The organism is Pedobacter sp. N23S346 (assembly GCF_048515415.1).
Taxonomy (GTDB): domain Bacteria; phylum Bacteroidota; class Bacteroidia; order Sphingobacteriales; family Sphingobacteriaceae; genus Pedobacter.
Map to the genome: position 1 here is coordinate 23,698 of NZ_JBLYEE010000004.1, position 20,498 is coordinate 44,195.

At 38.1% G+C, this 20,498-nt stretch carries 21 protein-coding genes; 4 read left to right on the forward strand and 17 right to left on the reverse strand.

Translation table 11 applies throughout. The features are described 5' to 3' along the window. Positions 1-761 precede the first annotated feature (761 nt). Genes ACN1CD_RS09025 through ACN1CD_RS09035 form a run of 3 tightly spaced genes read left to right on the forward strand, consistent with a single transcriptional unit; the run spans position 762 to position 1,709 of the window. Entirely contained in the window at positions 762-1,088 is a 327-nt protein-coding gene (locus tag ACN1CD_RS09025) for a hypothetical protein (RefSeq protein WP_419130062.1), read from the forward strand. Continuing rightward, complete coding sequence (locus ACN1CD_RS09030; RefSeq protein WP_419130063.1) at positions 1,072-1,500, forward strand: zeta toxin family protein; 429 nt, start codon at positions 1,072-1,074, stop codon at positions 1,498-1,500. Before ACN1CD_RS09025 ends, ACN1CD_RS09030 begins: the two co-directional genes overlap by 17 nt. 26 nt (positions 1,501-1,526) lie before the next feature. Continuing rightward, positions 1,527-1,709 carry a hypothetical protein gene (locus ACN1CD_RS09035; RefSeq protein ID WP_419130064.1) on the forward strand — a complete coding sequence of 61 codons (183 nt, stop codon included), beginning with the start codon at positions 1,527-1,529 and terminating at the stop codon, positions 1,707-1,709. An 8-nt stretch (positions 1,710-1,717) separates the two neighbouring features. On the opposite strand, the gene ACN1CD_RS09040 is transcribed toward ACN1CD_RS09035, so the two are convergent. The 11 genes from ACN1CD_RS09040 to ACN1CD_RS09090 all read right to left on the reverse strand — a co-directional run bounded on the left by ACN1CD_RS09040 (position 1,718) and on the right by ACN1CD_RS09090 (position 10,937). Continuing rightward, positions 1,718-2,146 carry a hypothetical protein gene (locus ACN1CD_RS09040; protein WP_419130065.1) on the reverse strand — a complete coding sequence of 143 codons (429 nt, stop codon included), beginning with the start codon at positions 2,144-2,146 and terminating at the stop codon, positions 1,718-1,720. A 5-nt stretch (positions 2,147-2,151) separates the two neighbouring features. Beyond that, entirely contained in the window at positions 2,152-2,880 is a 729-nt protein-coding gene (locus ACN1CD_RS09045; RefSeq protein ID WP_419130066.1) for a PoNe immunity protein domain-containing protein, read from the reverse strand. 36 nt (positions 2,881-2,916) lie between these two features. After that, a complete protein-coding gene (locus ACN1CD_RS09050) occupies positions 2,917-3,645 on the reverse strand; it encodes a PoNe immunity protein domain-containing protein (RefSeq protein WP_419130067.1) in 729 nt (242 codons plus the stop codon). Between the two features lies 1 nt (position 3,646). Then, positions 3,647-3,973, reverse strand: a complete 327-nt coding sequence (locus tag ACN1CD_RS09055) for a hypothetical protein (protein WP_419130068.1) — start codon at positions 3,971-3,973, stop codon at positions 3,647-3,649. A 191-nt stretch (positions 3,974-4,164) separates the two neighbouring features. Continuing rightward, the gene (locus tag ACN1CD_RS09060) at positions 4,165-4,680 is read right to left on the reverse strand and encodes a hypothetical protein (protein ID WP_419130069.1); all 516 of its coding nucleotides are present in this window, start codon (positions 4,678-4,680) and stop codon (positions 4,165-4,167) included. A gap of 5 nt (positions 4,681-4,685) precedes the next feature. Continuing rightward, positions 4,686-5,009 (reverse strand): hypothetical protein, encoded by a 324-nt coding sequence (locus tag ACN1CD_RS09065; RefSeq protein ID WP_419130070.1) that lies wholly within the window; start codon positions 5,007-5,009, stop codon positions 4,686-4,688. 468 nt (positions 5,010-5,477) lie between these two features. Further along, the gene (locus ACN1CD_RS09070; RefSeq protein ID WP_419130071.1) at positions 5,478-5,957 is read right to left on the reverse strand and encodes an SMI1/KNR4 family protein; all 480 of its coding nucleotides are present in this window, start codon (positions 5,955-5,957) and stop codon (positions 5,478-5,480) included. Between the two features lie 185 nt (positions 5,958-6,142). Then, complete coding sequence (locus ACN1CD_RS09075; protein ID WP_419130072.1) at positions 6,143-6,604, reverse strand: hypothetical protein; 462 nt, start codon at positions 6,602-6,604, stop codon at positions 6,143-6,145. 14 nt (positions 6,605-6,618) lie between these two features. After that, the gene (locus ACN1CD_RS09080; RefSeq protein WP_419130073.1) at positions 6,619-8,187 is read right to left on the reverse strand and encodes a DUF4280 domain-containing protein; all 1,569 of its coding nucleotides are present in this window, start codon (positions 8,185-8,187) and stop codon (positions 6,619-6,621) included. Between the two features lie 2 nt (positions 8,188-8,189). Further along, on the reverse strand, positions 8,190-9,050 hold the full coding sequence (locus ACN1CD_RS09085; RefSeq protein ID WP_419130074.1) for a hypothetical protein: 861 nt from the start codon (positions 9,048-9,050) through the stop codon (positions 8,190-8,192). 3 nt (positions 9,051-9,053) lie between these two features. Then, positions 9,054-10,937: a type VI secretion system Vgr family protein gene (locus ACN1CD_RS09090; protein WP_419130075.1), complete on the reverse strand. Its 1,884-nt coding sequence runs from the start codon at positions 10,935-10,937 to the stop codon at positions 9,054-9,056. A 1,420-nt stretch (positions 10,938-12,357) separates the two neighbouring features. Between ACN1CD_RS09090 and ACN1CD_RS09095 the strand changes: the two genes are divergently transcribed. Beyond that, on the forward strand, positions 12,358-12,861 hold the full coding sequence (locus tag ACN1CD_RS09095; RefSeq protein WP_419130076.1) for a hypothetical protein: 504 nt from the start codon (positions 12,358-12,360) through the stop codon (positions 12,859-12,861). 186 nt (positions 12,862-13,047) lie between these two features. On the opposite strand, the gene ACN1CD_RS09100 is transcribed toward ACN1CD_RS09095, so the two are convergent. The 6 genes from ACN1CD_RS09100 to ACN1CD_RS09125 form a co-directional block, all read right to left on the reverse strand. Beyond that, on the reverse strand, positions 13,048-13,647 hold the full coding sequence (locus tag ACN1CD_RS09100) for an FMN-dependent NADH-azoreductase (protein WP_419130077.1): 600 nt from the start codon (positions 13,645-13,647) through the stop codon (positions 13,048-13,050). Positions 13,648-13,843: 196 nt separating this feature from the next. After that, positions 13,844-15,511 (reverse strand): protein-disulfide reductase DsbD family protein, encoded by a 1,668-nt coding sequence (locus ACN1CD_RS09105; protein ID WP_419130078.1) that lies wholly within the window; start codon positions 15,509-15,511, stop codon positions 13,844-13,846. Between the two features lie 10 nt (positions 15,512-15,521). Continuing rightward, on the reverse strand, positions 15,522-15,971 hold the full coding sequence (locus ACN1CD_RS09110) for a protein-disulfide reductase DsbD N-terminal domain-containing protein (protein WP_419130079.1): 450 nt from the start codon (positions 15,969-15,971) through the stop codon (positions 15,522-15,524). Further along, positions 15,971-17,044: an alpha/beta hydrolase family protein gene (locus ACN1CD_RS09115; protein ID WP_419130080.1), complete on the reverse strand. Its 1,074-nt coding sequence runs from the start codon at positions 17,042-17,044 to the stop codon at positions 15,971-15,973. Before ACN1CD_RS09115 ends, ACN1CD_RS09110 begins: the two co-directional genes overlap by 1 nt. A gap of 2 nt (positions 17,045-17,046) precedes the next feature. Further along, complete coding sequence (locus tag ACN1CD_RS09120; protein ID WP_419130081.1) at positions 17,047-19,035, reverse strand: TlpA family protein disulfide reductase; 1,989 nt, start codon at positions 19,033-19,035, stop codon at positions 17,047-17,049. A 55-nt stretch (positions 19,036-19,090) separates the two neighbouring features. Then, the gene (locus ACN1CD_RS09125; protein WP_419130082.1) at positions 19,091-20,488 is read right to left on the reverse strand and encodes a RagB/SusD family nutrient uptake outer membrane protein; all 1,398 of its coding nucleotides are present in this window, start codon (positions 20,486-20,488) and stop codon (positions 19,091-19,093) included. Between the last annotated feature and the right edge of the window lie 10 nt (positions 20,489-20,498).

Here is a 20,498-nt window from a genome sequence, read left to right on the forward strand (position 1 = left end):
ATTCAGAACAATCCATCAGGGCTTAAAATGGATCTGGCAAATGCTGCAATTATAGATTCTACCCTATTAAATAAGATTGATTTGGTTTGCCACTTTACCCTTAAATTCGCCCACCAAGGTGTTAAAAAACAAATGTAATTCCGATTAACTTAAAATGCATTCAAATGGCTAGTCATAAAATAGCCAATCATCCCCGGATTTTGATCGAATGCGTTTAGCGGGCATTTCGGGTGGTTAGTTTACCAGTAAAAGTGTATCTATCAGTTCTCCGTCATGGTTTAACTTTTTACACCCTCTGCTGGCCATAAAATGACAGGTCTTGTATTTATTCATCTTCCCTTTTAATATATTTCCATATCTACCATGCCCATTTCTACTCTTAGAGCATTGCTCTAGCTCCAGGCAGCAGTACTCTTTCTGTTGCAATAAGCCTGGTAGGTTTCCAATCCTGTCTTCACAAAACAACCTCCTTCCATTTCTTTCCTGAGATCAATAAATAGTTTAGGAACCATACTTCATGCAAAGTATTTACTTTTCTTATAATAGCATTTTTAGTGATGGTCTTCTTTTTTTGTTTATAAATAGGCACTCCTACACCAGCAAGGGCAATTCTTAACAAATTTAATAGCAATATAGATTCTCTATCCTAAGATGTCAATCGTTCTATGATCCAGATTCGCCATGTGATTTTCAATTATATAATAAAATCAAAAAATATGCATAAATTGTTATCAATGATTTAAAATGAATATTTTTGTAATATGAAACGCGAGCATTATATACAGGGCCAGCTTTTTGGAGATGTAGAACTAGTCAATTCCATCACCCACCCCAAATACGAGGATCGCATCAAAACCTTAGAGCGGGTAATCAAAAATCTAAGAAAGGACGACCTGGGCAGTGGGCATTGTTTCCTTATTTTCGGCGAGCAACTTGAAGAGGATGAAGCTTTCTATGAGTATCCTGATGGCCGAATAAGTGTTGAACGTTTGGACAAAAATAATATTGAAATTCCACGTAAACTTATTAGAGTGTTAACCAGTTCGGAGACTAAGGCATTAAGGAAAAATAATGCCATCATCCGCTAAACCCCAACTTTTCATTATTACAGGAAGTAATGGTGCAGGAAAATCAACTCTTAAACAAGCCTTACTACCTCCTGATTTTAACAACCTACATATTTTTGATGGGGATATCTTTTACACACAAAAAAGTCGAGAATTCTATAAAGTTCATGGAAGCAGTAAGGAAGCTAAAAAACAAGCAAACGAAGCCCTAGAATTCCATTTCAGACAGCTTGTAGCTTACCATATTGCGAATAAAGCCCATTTTGCCTATGAGGGACATTTCACTGGCCAAGGCGCATGGCAAACGCCAGCTGATTTTAAAGAAGCTGGATTCGATATTCATCTAATATTCTGCGGATTAAAAGAAGTGATCAAATCTATTCAAAGGGTTGAAATTAGAGTGAAAAAAGTGGCTTCCACGTTACCCCGCTAGATATCGGAAACAACTTCTACGGCAACATGGAAATGCTGGAAAAGAACTATAAAATATTTGATACCATTGAAGTGTTGGACACCTCCGATGCTATACTTCCAGTTTGCCACATTTCTAAAGCAGGTGGATATACTCCTTTAAAGGATGAACAAATTCCGGATTGGTTTAAAAAAGGGCTACCAAATCTTTATCAAATGATTTCTAAATAGGTATGTGGTTATAAGTATTGCGCTACCTGTTGCCGCATTAATTGTGGTGTTCTCCTTTCCATAAAAACATCAATAATAATCATCGGGAAAAGCTCAGAATTATAAGAATCAAAATCGGTAATCATCGGCAAACCGTTGTGGCTTTCCTTATAATATTCTTCATCATCGGCAATGCTCCATTTGCCATTGAGAATCCTTCGGTAAGTTTCGCCTAAGTAAATCCAGCTGTCTTCGTAAAGCCCGCTATGTTCCGGATCATTGAAATCAGGATTAATCTTCATTAAGATCAGCTCCAGGTAATCCAGGCTTTCGAGACTAAAATCGAATTTAACGCCCAAAGTTTCTGCCATTCCCATTAAGGGAGATAGGGTTGCGTTAAGGTTATCTACTTTTTCTTTTAAATAAGCCAACCGCTCTTCTTGATCAAAATCTGCCATATCAATTATTGTTTATGTTGCCTCGCATAATCAACCATATCTTTCGGGTAAAAAGGCATATCGCGGTAACTGCTATCATCCATGTCATATAATAGGGTAACCATGGCAGCCTCCCAACACCAGTAACCGTTAAAGTTATATTTACCTGGGCTTAAGTGTATATCATGCCAACTACATTTGCGCATGCTTTTATACCATCCTTTTAAAAATTTCTGCATTAGCTTTGGCTTATCATCTTTTGGAGCCATAATAGTATCAAAAAGAGGTTGGTAGGCTTTGGGATGTTGTAGTTTGTTACCTTGTTCTCTATTTGGCTGAACATATAGTGCTAATTGGTCTAGCAAGGCATCTTTTCCTTCATTGCCAATTAGATTTAATAAAGTATCTAATATTTTTTTATCTATATTAAAAATTATTCCTAATGAATAAAGGTGTATATAATCAAGATAAAAATCTAAATCATCAAAAACAACATTATCACTTTTTGGATGCTGTTTGTTTTTGATAAACCAATTTATAGTTTGATTTGCATTATCTTTTAATTCATCTACCTGAAAACCTGCCGAATATTTAGAAGTTAGAAGTTTTAAATTGTCCATATATAATGTATAATATGGACCACTTAAATCATCGAAATCTTGGAGCTCAGTTTCATATTCTTTAATATGATTTGTTCTACTTGAAATTCTGTCTTCAAAATGTTCTACAGTCATTAATGGCTCACGCTTTTTCATTTTATTTCTTTGCTGCATCAAAATCAGGCCTATGTTCTACAATTTTTGTTGCCTCGCGTATTCTACCATGTCTTTAGGATAAAAGGGCATATCGCGGTAACTGCTATCATCGATTTCATATAATATGGTAGCCATAGCCGCTTCCCAGCACCAGTAACCAGTAAAGGCATATTTACCTTGCCCTAAATGCCTATCGTGCCAACTACATTTCCGCATGCTTTTATACCAACCTTTTAAAAATTTTTGCATCAACTTGGACTGCTCCTCTTTTGTGGCATTAATAGCATCGAAAAGTGACTGGTAGGCTTTGGGATGCTGCAGTGTATTTCCTTGTTTTCTATCTGGAAGAACTGAAAGTGCAAGTTTATCTAATAAAGCATCTTCTCCATCATGGCCAATAAGCGTCAGTAATTTTTGAAGGATTTGCTTTTCTATGTTAAAAATAACACCTAATGCATACAGTTGTAAATAATCGACATAAAAATCTAAAACATCAAAAAAAATTCCGCTATTGTCAGGATGCTCTTTGTTTCTTATAAGCCAGTTTAAAGCATGTTGCACATCATCTCTCATTTGTTCTACAAGATAACCTGCCGAATACTTAGAATTGATTAAATCTTTGCAGTCTAAATAAATTGTATAATATGCCGAGCTAATATTTTTAAAATCATCTATTTCATCTAAATATTCTTTTATATGATCAGTTCTTGAAGTAATCCATCCTTCAAAGTGCTCTTCACTCATTAATGGCTCTCTCTTTTTCATTTTATTTCTTAGTTATTATTTCTGTGATGACTTTACCTTTATCATCCACTTTTAACAGTTGCTTTTCTGATGTACCTTTATCTAGTGCTTTTTGGATAGCATTTAAATCTTTTTCACTAACAGCATCTTTTAAATTTTTATTAATCCATTGATCACTCAGTTGCTCTTTTCCTAATTTACTAGAGCCATATTTCGTTTCGCTAACGATATACTTTGGCGGGGGCCCGGGGTCATGCCAGATCCCATCTATTCCCTTTCCTTTTGCCTTAGTGAGTGGATCTATCAGTTCGCCGTTATGGTTTAATTTTGTATACCCTTTGCTGGCCATAAACTAATCAGCCTGGTATTCGCCCATTTTTCCTTTTAGTGTATTTTCATACCCTCCTCGACCGTTCTTACCCCTAAACCATTCTTCTTTACTCCGGGCAGCTGTACCTTTTCGTTTGCAAAAGGCTTTGTAGGCTTCATCAATTTTAGAAAATGAGATAAATGAAAAAAGCAGCTGGCGCTGCTTTTTAACTAATTTTCAGAATCATCTAATAAATTCCATCTGTTTTTATTTTTTTTGGGTTCTTCTTCAGTTGGAAATTCATCTAGGTTTAATTCTAAAGGGCTAAGATGATTTGTAAAAACACTTTTCAAAAGGCCTATCTTTTTTTTCAAAATAAAAGCTTTAATATATCTGATTGGAACAAATTCCAATCCTTTATCACTATGGCCCTTTAATACATACAAACCATGATTAGCAGTATTTTCTTTATTCAAACTAACTTCCCATATAGCCTTTTTAGACTGAATTCGAAAAACTTCTCCTAAATAAATCCAGCAATCTGTCCTAATTTCTAAGTTTTCGTCAGAGTTATCAATTTGTTCTTTAATCATGTATCTTTCCAATTCGTCTAGGCTGGATAAACTATAGTCTAGCTCGTAACCCTCTTTTGACAACTTGTCTACAAAATTTTCCATACGGTCGTCTATAGAAAATATAAAATGCTGAAGTTTCTCTTCTTCTTCTTCTTTGTTTAGATTTTTCATTTTATTTAATACTTAGGTAATTGATTGCCTATTTTATATTTTATCCCTGCTTTATCCAAAGCATTGAGGAAATTTTTAGAAGCTCCTTTTTCGAGAATATATTCAACCGTATATTCTTCTTTCACTAACCATGCATCCTTCTTAATATCAATTTTAGCCTGTTCAGTTAAGCTCATCTTTCCTGTTTTCAGTTGACCAGCATATAATTCATCTGGTCGACTAATGTCAATTTGACGATTTGTGTATTGCGTTTTTAATGTCTCACTGACACCACTGAACTCATCACGATATCTTTGTTCTTGCTCCAATCCAAACTTCACATTTTGCATGTTTGTATCATATTGTTTACTCCAACGATCATACTCCCACTTACCACCTCTTTTTTATAAGCTTCCCACCTCGCCGCTTTATGCTCAACAGTACCTGCTATTAGTTTTGGTTTCTTTGCTTTTGCTGATACCACCTCTCCAAGCGTCCTTGCCTTTTTATCTTCTTCTGCCGCTTTAGCTGCCCTTGCCGCTTCGACTCACAGCTTTAGCTTCGCCAACGCCTGTAAACATTAACCCCACTTCACAAACCCTGTATGTCCCGTATATCTTCCCCAATCGCGTGGGTTTTATTTCGCTGCCCAGTCTTTCGCCTTAATTAAACTTTTTTGGGCTTACTGTGTGCCGGCCTTCGCAGCATTTTCTATGTTGGTAGTAAACTTTCCTATTAAAGAAAAGGATTATACACAAAAGCCCTCGAAAAAAGAGGGCTTTTGTGTATAATTTAAATCTATAACGTTCTCTTATTTATTATTGGCTAAAATCCTTTAATAAATTCTCGTTATTAATAAAATCTTTTATAAACGATTCAAGCGAATCTGCTATTTTATCTCTAAAATAATAAATTGCATTCTTACCATTTACATCTTTTTTATCAATGGCTAAATAAACACCTTCGTTTACCTCGAAAAATAGTAATTTATCACCATGATATAGTTGGTCATATAATTCCAAATCAGGGTCGAACTCGTAAAAATCTTCCTTAAGGTTTATTTGCACAACCTGATCTGCGGCAAGAAACCTATCAAAACTGGTTTTATTTAGCTGCCAAAAAAAACCGTATCCAATTTGCGTATAAAAATCTTTTAGTTCTTTTGGAAGCGGAAAACCTAATTTATTCTCTGAAATTGCAATATCTGACAAATTTTCTGAATATAGTTTATGATCCAATGCACTCTCCTGATTGACATCAATTACTTTGAACTGTTCTAAAAATCTAAAATTACTCATAATATAAGTATATTTAAATATTTCTCTAGACGGTGCTCCACTGCCATAAATTCCACCTTGATGTTCACCTACAATTTCTAATTCTAATTGGGCTTTTTGCCAATCATCAATGTTTATAGCATCAAGATTACACGTGCTATTGATGTATAAATTTCATCAACTGTCATTAAGTTTCTTTTTGTAAATTAATCCTCATCGGGTAAATCAGATAAATCTATTTTTTGAGGATTAAGCTGACTCTCAATGGATGTAATAAATAAATTTTCTTTGTGGCGTAAAAGAAATGCTTTTACAACATGAAAAGGAGAATATAGAATATCATAGTTGACATGCTTTGTAATCACGGGAAAACCATAGTATAAGGAATTGTTTTCCTTATCTAAATTACATATCCATTTTCCTTCATAATTTCGCCGAATAACTTCTCCTAAATATGACGCAGCATCGTTGTAATCATCATCATTTATCGTAATTTTATTTTCAACTAGATAATTCTCCAATAATTTTAGGCTCGGCACTGAATAGTCTAAAAGGATGTTTTTTCCCTCCGTCTTTTCGATAAATTGTTCCAAGCAATCGTCGATGTTGAAAATAAACATTTCAAATTTCTCTTCTAATTCTTCTTCCGTTAAATTTTTCAAACTCATAATTCTGTTTTATTTTAAGGTATTTTAGGTCCAATATGATAGTCAATCCCTGCCTTTTCAAGTGCTTCTATAAAGGGTTTCGAAGCGCCTTTCTCCAATATATATTCCACTTGATATCCTTGCTTAACCATTTCCGCGTCTTTTACGATATCAATTTTTGCTTGTTTTGTCAAACTAACTTTACCTGTCTTTAGTTGACCCGCATACATTTCATCTGGTCTTGAAATATCTATTTGCCTGTATGTATGTGGAGTTTTAACTGTTTCGCTTACCCCTCCAAGCTCCTTCCTATAAACAGCCTCTCTTGCTAAACCGACTTTAGGATTTCTCATGTTTGTATCATACTGCTTACTCCACCTTTCATAACTCCATTTCTTTGGGTTATTTTTCATCCGTTCTTCATATTCAGTCCACCTCGCCGCTTTATGTTCAACAGTACCTGCTATTAGTTTAGGCTTCTTTGCTTTTGCCGATACTACTTCCCCTAACGTCCTTGCCTTTTTAGCCTTTTCTGCAGCTTCGGCAGCCTCCAATGCTTTTGCAGCAGCATTAGCCTCTTCCGCTATTTTTGCTGCCCTTGCCGCTTCGGCAGTTTTAGCCAAAATGTTGGCACCCTCACCAGTTTTAGCCGCAATATTAGCCACCTCTGCACCACTTACCACAGCCTTGGCTTCGCCAACGCCCGTAAACATGAGACCCACTTCGAACCCGGTACGTCCCGTATACCTGCCCCAATCGCGTGGGCTTTGCTTTGATGCCCAGTCTTTTGCTTGCTTCAACCCTTCACCCGTTTTAGTGATGGCAGCTTTACCCGCACTTTCTAGGTTGCCAGGTGTGGTTGCCCAATTATAGGCATTTATGTGCGCCTGCCCAACATCACTTACCACTTTCTTTACATTGCCGGGCGTGCTTACCCAATCGGCGGCACCGCTTACTGCATTCTTGGTCGCTACAGCAGCATCCTTTACTTTGCCAGCTGTTTCCGTGGGGTGCGTTACCGCATGTAAGGCGGCACCTCTGGCCTTATCACCCATCTCTTTTAAAAACACTAACCCTTCACCAATGCCTTTCACGCCGCCATATATCCCTTCATTTACGCCCAATTTAAAGTTGGCGTATTTACCGTAGAGACCACCTATTTTGTTATTGGCTTTTTCCTGATCATCAAAACCCTTCTGAAACCAGTCATCAACCTTTGCGCCGAGGCTTTTCATGTCACGCTGCCTCATCGCCGTAACATTCGCCTCAATAGCTGCCAAGGCAGCGGGCACACTAAAATGAATACCAATTTTTCCACCCAGGCCGCAGGGCAATTTCGAATCTTCGAGCAGTTTGCGGTAAGGGCCAATGGTAATCCCCTGTTGTACACCTTGCCATAACAAAGGGATGGGCTGGCACTTGCTTTTGGTAATGGAACAAATACCCAGGCAGGGAATATTAACCATAGGCACTTTATCGCCCTCGGTAGCCATTTGTTTGCCATACAGGCGAACATTTTTATGGTTGGTAACCTTTAGTTTCCCATAACCAAGCCCTTTATCGCAAACCAGGTAGGCACCATTTGGAACATATTTTTTGGCCATGGCTAATCGTTTAATGGTGTTAGAATACAAAGATTACGGTACATCAATACGCCCTCTATGGCATATTGCGTTAGCTGTGAAGATTCCATGGGCATACCATCGCTACCGTAGGTATAGTTTTCTAAATGAAAACCTTCTACATGGGCATCGAGGTTATACACATCCAGCAGTTCGCTAAACATTTCGGTTACGCCATCCTGATCAAAATTTTCGCGATCTATCTCGCCATCTATTTTGATCGTGCAGCTACGTTGTTCTTCATTGTAATCAGTCAGCGAAACCTTTGTTTTAAAGGGGATGGCCGTTTGGCCGATAGCATTGGGTATTTCGCGGTGGCTGTTAAAAGTATAATGACGCTCTTTGCTAAAATTTTGTTCCAGTAATCCTGGCAATATGGCGTGATAAAGATAGGATGATTGGATTGCGCCGTTTAATCCTCCATCGGTATAAAGCAGTAATACCGCATCGTTGATCATTTCTTTAAGCTGTTCTTGATCTGCATATTTTTTAGCTATTGCAGGTCTGATTTCAAGCCAATGATCCTTAATTTCAGGTAGGTTGATCACTTGTTGAATTTTGCCTTGCAGATCTGTTTCTATCAGCAATTTCTTCCGCAATTCGGCCAGGCTAAGGTCTACCGCATCGGCCCCATCATTTTTGAGCTGCCACTGGTTTAGTAGCTGGATGGAAAATACATAGCTTAAAGCCGTTTTCTGCGCTACCGTAACCCTTACCTCTGTTTTAATTTCATTGTGGTATTGGTAATCTTCAACCGTATAGCTCATTTGCTGTTCGATCTGGTAAACCTTCGAAGCGCCTTCTTTTAATCCAAAATTGATTGGATATGTTTCTTTGTACAGCATGGCTTAGCTTTTATTAATTTCTACCTTGCCACCATTTAAAGAGGCTGTTGCGGTAACGCCTATGGTTAAGTTTTTTTGACCGTCTATGGTGAAATCGTTTTCAGTGGCAGCAAGGTTCATGGCCTTGGCTTTGGCATCTACCAGGTCTTTCCCTTCAACGGTAATTACTTCGCCTTTAAGATCTAAAGTTTTGGTAGCAGCTGCTGTTTGTTCTGGTGTAGCACCTTCTGCCGGGGCCAGATTACCCATGGTAATTTTTGGCGACTGAATATCAATACTTGCCCGCCCATTGATGCTGATGTTCTCGCCACTGATGGCAATATTCCCTTCCTTGTCCAGGGTGATGGTACTTTTGCCACTTTGGATCACGATTTTATTTCCCGCCTGTGCGGTGAGTAAAGCCTGGCCGTTTTTGATATTGAGAAAGTTGGCCGCACTGGTGCCCATATTCAGGGCGTGGTTCAAATCATCGAAAGTTAAGGCACTGCCTTTTCTGGAGGTTAAACCCTTGGTGTTACTATTTTTAAAGCCGCTGCTATCGCCGCTCTTGCCATGGTAAACGCTACCCATTACCACGGGCCGGGCTACGTTGCCTTCTTCAAAGGCAATTACTACCTGATCTCCCTTCTCCGGGATTACATGGAAGCCACGGTTTTTACCCGTATCGCCACTCCCCGCATTCGGACTCAGCACCCGCAGCCATTCGGTTACATCATTGGTATGGCATTCCCATTTAAATTTCACTTTAATCCGGCCCTGGCCTTGGGGGTCATCATTGTCGATCACATCGGCCAGCTGCATATCCGGATTAGGTTTATCATAATTCGTGACCAATAACCGTTCGGTACTGGCTACTACTCCTTCGAAAGTATTGTGGTATTTTCCCGTTCCATCCAGGTTATGGGTGATGCTGGTAATTAAAAACTGGCCCAGGCTTTCTGTTGCGAAGGCAATTTCCTGCCTGATGCTCATGGTAATTTCTGCGATGGTACCAATGCCCAATCCAGCATTATCGCCGCTGGCATTTACTTTTAGTAATTCGCTGATGTGAGCCTTCTCTTCATTTTCTACATGGCTTTTAATGTCGCCGCCATTATCTACCCTAATCAGCGAAGGCTGGTTAAAGGTTTTGCTGTACATTAAATTGGAAGCTTTGATGGCATGTGCCAGATCGGGGTTGCCATCTGCCTTGCCACTGCTTTCGCTTTGCAACATTTCATCCTGTTTAGGGTTATAGGCAAAACGTTTGTTTTTAAGTGGCGCCACTTCCATGGCATATTGCAAATTATGTACATCTCTACCATAAAACAAGGCAATATCCTTCTGCACATCTGGCTTTCCGAAATTGAGTTGCTGGCCATCGTAATATAGCCATTCGTGGTATTCGCCAGATAGTCGGTTCAAAAATTCCCAATCACTTTCCTTATACTGGATCAGGTAATCTATGCTTGATGTACGACTGGCGTTTGCTACTATTTTTAAATCGTTGGCCGGGGTATCAATGGTGGCCAGCTTTACAATTTCATTTAAATCTTTATCCAGGTAAGAACCAAGGTCTTCGCCACGATCTATTAAAATAGTTGGGCTGTAGCCACTTACTATTAATACCCCATGGTAGCCATGGCTTTGTGCCAGTTCTACGCGGGTAATCAAACCAGAAAATTGCTGGAGCAGTTCTGGTGAATAACCAAAGGAGGCGGTTAGGCTTTTGCCAACAAAATCGCGACTATCATCCAGGTTAATCAGCCCTGGCGCTCCCATCTGATCGTGGTTAAACCGCAGCTCAAAATAATGGTGACTGTTAAACGCCTGCTGTAAACTAAATGAGGCAAAATGATGTATTGCCTGATCTTCTATGTTAATTTCGGTAATGAGTTTGTTTTCCATATGGCTTAGCATGTTCACAAGATTGAATTTAAACCCATTCTCAGGTTTGCTGTTTAAATCATTTAACTGAAATTGAATGGGTTGAGCGTTAAAAATTATTAATAAATAATTTGGTTATGATTGTATGTGTTACCTCAAACGCCAACCAAATATTAAGCCAATGATGCTGTATTTAACTCATTTATAAGCACTAACAAATACAAGTGCTTTATAAATGCTCGCTAAAAGGTATTCAAACGCAGATTTTTCTGCAGAAAATATTTGTATTTTTCTTACAAAGAATATTAGTAATACTTATACTACAGATCATAAATTGAAATGATGTGTAATTTCTGGGCAATGTGTTGTCTTTTTCTACAACACATAATGGAAAATCATCAACCCGCATCATCGATATTATCCACTGGATTACTGGGGGTTGGCAAGCTTTTACAAAAAAAATCTTGCAAGCGCTAATAATTTGTAAAAGCTGAATTAGACACAGCGCCATAAATAAAATTACGCCATTCCAAAGCGAAACATTTCTTCAGGAAACAATTTTTTGTTTCTCGGAAATTTGTTTCGGAGTTCACTTTGTAAGCAATGAAGCTGGTTTCTTAAAAAGAATCGCTCATTATGTTCTTTAATATTTGCAAGCGATCATCCTAAAATTCGAATTTTGGAATTTCAACCTAATGGTTGGTGCCTCACCATCGTCCTAAGTCTTATCTAGTCAATCTGTTAACCCTGAATTTATAGATATAAGTTTTTAGGTTGATAAGACACCAACCAATAGAAGGAATGGACACAGATATAAAGATCTGTGGTTAAAAATTCATTAAACTAATAGCATTGGTGTCTCACCAGCCGATAGATGAATCATTTTGTATAATTATTTAGTGGATTAGATTTTTGTATTTACCTTGTCCAGGCGAAGTAAAAGTTAAACGGATTTAAAATCCGAAGCTCTGGCATCAATCAGAGTTATTAGATAATATTCCTGGGTGAGCGGTTTGGAGCCGTATCTTACATTAATCTCTGTAAAGAGTTAGTTGTTGTTCTGCAGCGCCCAGGAACTTTTTAACCATGTTATGCGAAACATCAATTTAACATGATGGTTGTTGCCTCACCAATTGATAGATGAAAAGTATTAAACACAGATAAACAGGATCTTAATATTACCTCGTCAATCTGTTTTATTTCACAAAACTGGCCATGAATTATTGATCATTCTGCTGAATTATTTTGTGCTTTAAGTTATAGTTACTACATTGCCATTGCGAAATAATAACTAATATAATTTTACTTAAAAACAGAGTTCCAAAATCAATTAAATTTATTTATAATATTCCTGGGTGAGCGGTTTGGAGCCGTATCTTAAATTTTCTCTGTAAAGAGTTAGTTGTTGTTTCGCAGCACCCAGGAACTTTTTAACAATGTTATGCGAAACGACAACGGTAAAAACTTAAACACTCAGCTCCCTGATCAGGTAGTAGCTGTAAAAGAATTTCAAAAACTTATTGCAGATTATTTTCAGGTCAATAGTTTAGCGGAGATTAACCGGATACTGATTGAATTAATTAGTGCCGCCATAGGGCCAGATCCTTCTACAGGAAAACATGCGCCTATTGATATTTCTAACACGCTGTACCATGTACGCAACACCATCAACCTGATTGCTAAAACAAAAGATTTAACCAATGAAGCATCGCTTCAACGCTATACAGAAAAGCTTATTTATCAAATCTCATCTGTTAATAGCTTTGATATAGATCATCTTAATGATTTATTATTTTTTGGATTAGATGCTTACATCTATCAGGATGAAGGTTTTGAAGGCGCAACCTTAAACTTTTCTAATGAAATTACCTATGCATATAAAATGATTTATGATTGGTTGGCAGATTGCGATGAATGGTATAAATCTTTAAATGCGGAAGAATAGCAGATCGATCTATAACATTAACCACAGATAAGAAGGATGGACAAAGATCTAAAATCCGTGTTTATCTGTGGTTAAAAATTCATTAAATTAATAGCATTGGTGAGAAACAAACAATAGATGAATTTCCCTAAAAACAAAAAGCCACCTCGTTTTTCGAGATGGCCTTTTATTCGAATCAGTGCTTATTTATAAAACAATACTATCAATCGCTTTATCTAATGCGGTTTCCTGTAAATCTGCTACTGCAAAACCTTCTGCCCTAACCACCGTTACATCGGTAATTCCGATGAAACCTAAAAAGGCTTTGATATAAGGCACTACGAAATCGTAACCTGCTGCAGGGCCTGAGCTGTAAACACCACCTGTTGCCACAGCGATGTATGCTTTTTTTCCTGTTACTAATCCTTCCGGACCATTGGCGCCATACTTAAAAGTGATACCTGCACGACCAATATGATCAAACCATGCTTTTAACACTGAAGGAATACCGAAATTGTACATTGGCGCGCCGATAACAATTACATCAGCATCCATAATTTCTTTGATTGCCTGATTGGAGTGACTAATCGCAGCTTTATTTTCTTCAGTATGGTGTTCTATCGGCGTAAAAAATGCATTTAAATGCGCTTCCTCTAAATGTGGAAAAGGCGATTTAGTTAAATCTTTTACCTCTACAACTGCTGCTGGATCTTGTGCTCTTAACTCATCGATAATTGCATTAGCCAGTTTGATACTATTTGAAGCTTCACCCCTTGGGCTTGATATAACACTAAGAATTTTTGACATTTTTTTTAAGTTTATGATCTCTTTGAGATGATAAAATTGCGATGTTTTAGTTTATCCGATCTTGATGTAGGATAAGAAAACACATTTTATTAAAAATAAAAGGCATAATCAATTTTAGTAATTTAGGGTAATCCATCCAGCATTACCCTAAAATCAATCACTAACTTACTCTAATTTAATCGGTTAACATGCGCTGCTATTTAGCCTTAAAGGCCGCCAGCCCACTTTCTAAGAATTTTTTATAGTTAGAAACTTCATAATCTGCCCCTTGCGGAGTTACCAGCATGGTTTCAGTTTTCGGGTTTAACAGCACATAAAAAGGTTGTGAGTTAGACTGGAATTTTCTGGCTTGCAGATCACTCCACTTTTTACCAATCGTATTTAATTTTCTTCCTTCAGGAGTAACCACCACATCGGCCGCAGCCAGTTCAGATTTATCATCCACATAAAGTTGTATGAGTACATAATCCTGACTGATCAGTTTATACACCTCTTGATCTGGCCATACATTGGCTTCCATTTTACGGCAGTTAACGCAGGCATGTCCGGTAAAATCAATTAATACAGGTTTATTAAGTTTTTTTGCCTGTTCAATTCCTTCTTGATAATCAAAATAGGCATTCAGTTTTAACGGTGCCTGAAACTTATCTGCATACTTATGCGGAACGGTATCTGCTGTATTAACGGAATTAATAGAACCGCCTATTAAACTTGCCGTATATAAATCAAAGTCTTGTGTTTCTTGTGGTGGTAAAAATGCCGACACCGATTTTAATGGTGCCCCCCACATGCCGGGAACCAGGTATACCGTAAAAGCCAGCACCACTATTGCCATAAAAAGCCTTGGCACAGAGATAAAAGCTACTTCACTATCATGTGAAAACCTGATTTTACCGAACAGATAAATCCCCATCATGGTAAAAATCACGATCCATAAGGCTAAGAAAATTTCTCGATCGAACCACTCCCAGTGATAGGCTAAATCTACATTACTTAAAAACTTAAGGGCAAAAGCCAGTTCCAGAAAACCTAAAACCACTTTAACACTATTTAGCCAACCTCCTGATTTTGGCAACTTGCTCATTACCGAGGGAAATAATGCAAAGAGCGCAAATGGAATGGCTAATGCTAAAGAAAAGCCGAACATGCCAACGGCTGGGCCCAAAAGCGCTCCGGTAGTTGCCGCCTGAACCAACAAGGTGCCAATAATTGGCCCTGTACAGGAGAAGGATACCAAAGCCAGTGTGCCGGCCATAAAAAACAGACCAGCAATACCACCTTTATCTGCATTGGCATCCATTTTATTTACCCATGATGAAGGTAAGGTAAGCTCAAAGGCACCAAAAAACGAAGCCGCAAAAACCACTAACAATAGAAAAAACAGGAAATTAAAAATTCCATTTGTTGATAAACTATTCAATGCATCTGCACCAAATATTACGGTAACCAACAGTCCAAGCACTACGTAAATTACTATGATAAAGAAACCATAGAGCGAAGCCCTGCTAAAAGCCTTACCCTTCTCTGCTCCCTTGGTAAAAAAGCTTACGGTTAGGGGCAGCATTGGGAAAATACAGGGCATAAGCAATGCCGCAAATCCACCTACAAAACCTGTTAGAAAGATCTCCCAAAAGCTACCTTCATTGTTGCTGGCAGCAGTTGCTGGTTGTTGCTTTACCGATGAAGAAGCCGTTGCTTGTTTTACCGTGGTATCTACCGCAATGGTGGTAGTGTCTACGGCATCTGCAGGGATTTCGGTAAATTGTAAATCATCTGTTGATACACTATCCTGGGCAAAGCTGCTTAAACATAATGAACAGGCAAAGAGCACACCAAGAACCGTCTTTTTTAAAGATATCATCATCTTTTCAGGATTATTTAACCGCAATGCTAAACGCTATTTCCTCTGGTGGCAAGCATTGTTTATCGTTGCAAACCATCGATTCTACCGTTCCCTTCACAGTAGCACTCTTCCCGGTAAGTTTTATCTTTTGCTGAAAAATAACACTGTGTTCAAAATAACTCACATTCATTTTGAAGGTATCTTCATACTTAACAACAGGTTTTGGCTCTATTGTTTTACCAACAAGTGTGTAGCCGCCTGCGGCAGGAAATGTGAAAGTTGTTTTTACCGGGCCGCCAGCCTTAACAAATTGCGAATAAAGATGCCATCCATCATCTATAGTTGCTTTAATATAAAGTGTAGCCGTAGTTGCACTTGTTCTTTTAGCGGCATAAGACCACGTAATTGGTTTAAGAATCTGGCTACTTGCGCTTAAGCTCATCAAACCGATGAGGAAAAATAAAATTGTTACTTTTTTCATTATTTAATTGTTTTCTTTAACCAGGTAAGAATGATGTTTATTGCCTCAGGTGATACTGAACTTTTGATATTTGGAATTTCAGCCTGATTGCAAGTTTGACAAGGAAGCAAAAGATGGTTTACATTTTCTAGCAAATGGGTTTCTACCTTTTTATTGCCTCCGGCTGTGATATAGTTCTTCCAGTTATTTAAATTAGAGGCTACAACATAATTGTCTTTATCTCCATTTATAGCCAACACCGGAACTTTAATTTTTGCCAGCGTAAGCTGTGCATCGTATTTAATAAAGTACCTGTACCAAGGGCCGATAGCATAATTTACATAGCTGTAAACCGGAAATCTAAAATGATCAAACTCAATATTCAGAGTTTTAAAGTAAGCATCATCCTTTACCTTCCAGGTGGTATAGGTTTCGTTTAGCTTTGCTTCCATATTAGCAGAATCGGCATATTTAAAAGCCGTTTCAAACATGAGTTTGTTAATTTCATTAGAGCGGGCCTTATCGTAATCGGGTAATTTAGATTCGGCAACGATCTTTTCGTTTTGCGAAACCAATGCATCAAAACCATTCATGGCTATCCCAGAAAGGCTGATTAGAAAACTAACATCTTTACTTTCTACTGCTGCAATAGCCATAGCTGCACCACCCTCACTGTGGCCAATTAAGCCTATTTTCTTTGTATTAATTTGCTTAACGCCTTTAAGATATTGAACCGCCAGTAACGCATCCTTTGCAAAATCTGCTGTAGTGGCAGTTTCATAAACACCAGTAGTAGATCCAACTCCTCTATCATCCAGTCTCAATACTGCATATCCATTCGTGGCGAGCGCATTAGCAACATCCAGAAATATTTTATGCCCGGCCATTAAACCATCTCTATCCTGCCGGCCAGTACCCGAAACCATAACCACAGCGGGGTACTTTTTATTACCTTCTGGTAGAGAAAGTGTTCCTCCATAGGTAATTTTGTCATCGGGAGATTTAAAGGTTACCTCCGTATTCAAAAATTTTTGTGCCTGGCTTGCGTTCAGCAAACCCATAACACCGATCAGTAATAATGTGATCCTCTTCATAATTATTCAGCAGTTTTAGTCATTTCAATCAAAGCAGACATTTCATCTGCTAAACCAGTAGCACTTCCTTTAAAACCAATAGAAACAAATCTTAAAAACCCGTTCTTATCTATAATTAATTTTTGTGGGATACCGGAATTCTCCGTTAACTTACAGATCTGGTTATACACTTCAGAATTCGTTTTTGAGCCCGTCGTTTTATTATCGAAAAGCACATTAAACGGATAATTATTATCCTTAATAAATTTAGCATTCTCTGCTTTATACGTATCACCACGCTCTTCAGTGTCTACGAAATAGAAGACTACATTTGGATCATTTTTATACTTCTCTACGGCGATTTTCATTCCCGGAAAGGAGGCTTTACAAGGCACACACCAGGTTGCCCAAAAATCAAGAATAACAACCTTACCCTTAAGATCTGCTGAGTTAACTGTTTTCCCATTTAGATCTTTCATGCTCCAGGAAGGCATCTCCCTTTTTATCATGGTTGACTTAATTTCTTCATTTTCCTTCACTTTATCTGCCGGATTCTTAAGCGAATCGGCATAAGCATCAAAGCCTTCTTCAGATTTATGCTTACGAACATAAACTTCTTTTAACATGGCTAACATCTCTGGTGAACTCTGGTTATTGAACATGCTTTTAACCAGTAAATCCTCTAGTGCTTCTGTTTTATTTAATTTCTTTAAACTTAATGCCTGCTCATTATTGATATCGGCTTTGCTATAATTAAGTTCTGATTGTGCATCTTCTGCATACTTTAATGCCAAGGCATATTTACCGCTTTGATTTAACAAGCCAATATGGTCTGCAGCTATACTTGATATAAAATTTTTCCTGTATTCCTTTTGCCACTCAGATGGTGAGAGATAACTCATACTTTCCGGACGGTTTTGCTTAAAGGATTCATATCTGCGAACAAGTAAATCTGAATACGTGGCTACCTTCTTCATATCACCTTCTTTTCTGTGATAGGCTATGCCAACCAATTTATAGTAGATTGAAGTAAGCATATTGTAAGCCACAGAATCTGCATATTTAGCTACATAATCAGTTGATGAATTTTTCAAAGCACCGAAAACCATCAGATTTTGATAAACCACCCCATAATTAATGCGGTTTTCTAAATCAAATTGCGCATCTGCCTTATATTCTGGAAAAGCCTGAAGAAATCTTGCCGAGGCAGTTATCACGGAATCGAGATCTCTGTTTTGGGAGATACTTCTATAAGCAGCCAGGCGCGCCAAGCTACCTTTTGGAAACCTGGTGGTTAACACTTTGGTAACTGAATCTGTTGCTTCTTTTTTACCCATCAGGTTTTGATAGATGTATCTGGCTTTGAGCAAATCGGCTTCCGTTGCATCTGGTCTTGTTAAATATTTACAAGCCAATACTAATTTTGGTGTTGCTGCATTGCCCATAAATGCCTTGAGCGCAATAGCATAATCTAGCGCCAATACTGGCTTTGAATTTTGATTGTAAGAAATTTCCTGATTTAACCAATGATAGGTTGCGGTATCGCTTACCCCTTTGAAGTTAATATATCCTGGAATATCTTTTCCATATTTTGGAGAACGTGCTAAACCCCAGCCGGCATAAGCGCCGGGAGCCATCGCTCCTGCTCTGTCTTTATCGTTCATCATTATAAAATAACCCAGGTTCTGGTTATTGTCTACCGAATCACCAGCTATAAATTTGAACCCCAATAAGCCGCAATTGGCAGGAACATTAAAATCGGCTTTCCATTCTTGATCTGCCTTTATAAACTTTAAATCTACAGCATCCCACTTATAATTAATATACTGATAAACAATTGCCTTCAGGCCATTTTTACCCGCTAAACTGGTACCTGCCGGATTATACCAGATCGTTATTGGCTTTCCGTTGTAAGCCTTTTCTGGTGTAAACCGGAAGTTCTTGGTTGTTTGTGCAAATACGGAAAAGGAGAGTGAGATAAGTAAGAGTAAAAAGACATTTTTTTTCAACATGATTTCAAAAGGTTAGAGGCACAGCCATTAAGCTGTGCCAGATTATTAGTGTGTATTAAGGATTTGGTTCTAATTCAGGATTTAAGTTACGGTAGTACTCTGCTATTGGAAAAGTGTATCTATTGCTATTCGGTGCCAAAGTAGTCGTTACCCCATTAAAAGTTCTGGTATAGGTTCGCTGAAAAAGCGGATCAGTATTAAGCCTCCGCATATCCCACCAGCGAAGCATGGTCCCAAAAAACTCTCTTCTGCGTTCATCAATTACCTTAACAAGTGCATCATTTGCACTGCTGGCCACTAAAGGTGCATAATCTGCAGGCTTAAACCTTTTAATTCTAAGTGCATTCACTAAACTCATGGCATTGTTTACATCCCCGGCTCTGGCAAAGGCTTCAGCACGAATCAGCATCATTTCTGGTACCGATACCCCCTCATTTCTGGTTTCTCTGGTTACCGATTCCTTATAAAAAAAGCGACCAGTGTAGGTGGAAGAAATGGTGCTGGCCGGAGTAGTAAAAAGCGTGTATCGCTGATCTTTAGTTCCTAATAAATTTAAGTATTCACTACTTAACTTTAGTGCCGCAGGTGCAAAGGTCATAGAACCGCCTGCAGGTAATTTAGAAAACAAAATTTCCGGATTATTTATTCTTAACGGATAATTTGTACTGGTAATAGAAGTTAAATTGGAAAGATCTATAAGTGTACTCCTTAATTTCAATGCCTCATCTGCATACCTTGCGGCATTGGTATAATCATTCCTCATTAAATAACACCTGGCTAATTCGCCATAGGCTGATGCCTTTGATGGAAGAGTATTATAAGCCTGCGAATTGGGTAAAGACGGAACTGCCGCGGTCAGATCATTTATAATCTGCGTATAAACGGCTTCTACACTTGCTCTTCTTAACGATTGGCTAACTGTTTGCACCAATAGTAAAGGCACACCTAAATCTGTAGACGCAGAAGCTGCATTATAGGGTTTAGCATAAGTATTAAGCAAATTCAGATAAGCATCTGCACGATGAACAAATGCCTCGGCCATTAGTGCATTTTTATCCGCTGCTGTGCCATCACTGGCAGGAAGTTCATTAATGATGGTATTGCAATTAAGAATGGTAGCATATAACATAAGCCAGCTCTGATCTTGCTCATATGGCGAGCCAAAAGGAGAGATAACAGGTTGCCAACTGTAGCTCTGCGTAAAATAATAGTTGAATTGGCTACCTGATAAATCAAACTGTTGTGCCGCATCGTTTAGGTCTATATCTGAAGAAGCAAAATCAGCTAAACTAGCCACACTTTCAAAACTCCGTGTGTTGTTTAACAAGTAACGATAGTTAATGGTTTGATTGGGCACCAGATTGCCCTGTGTTTTAATGTCTACAAACTTTTTACAGCTTGATAAAGCTGTTGCTACCAGTAGAAAACTATATATTTTATATTTTAAATTCATGATTGCCGGG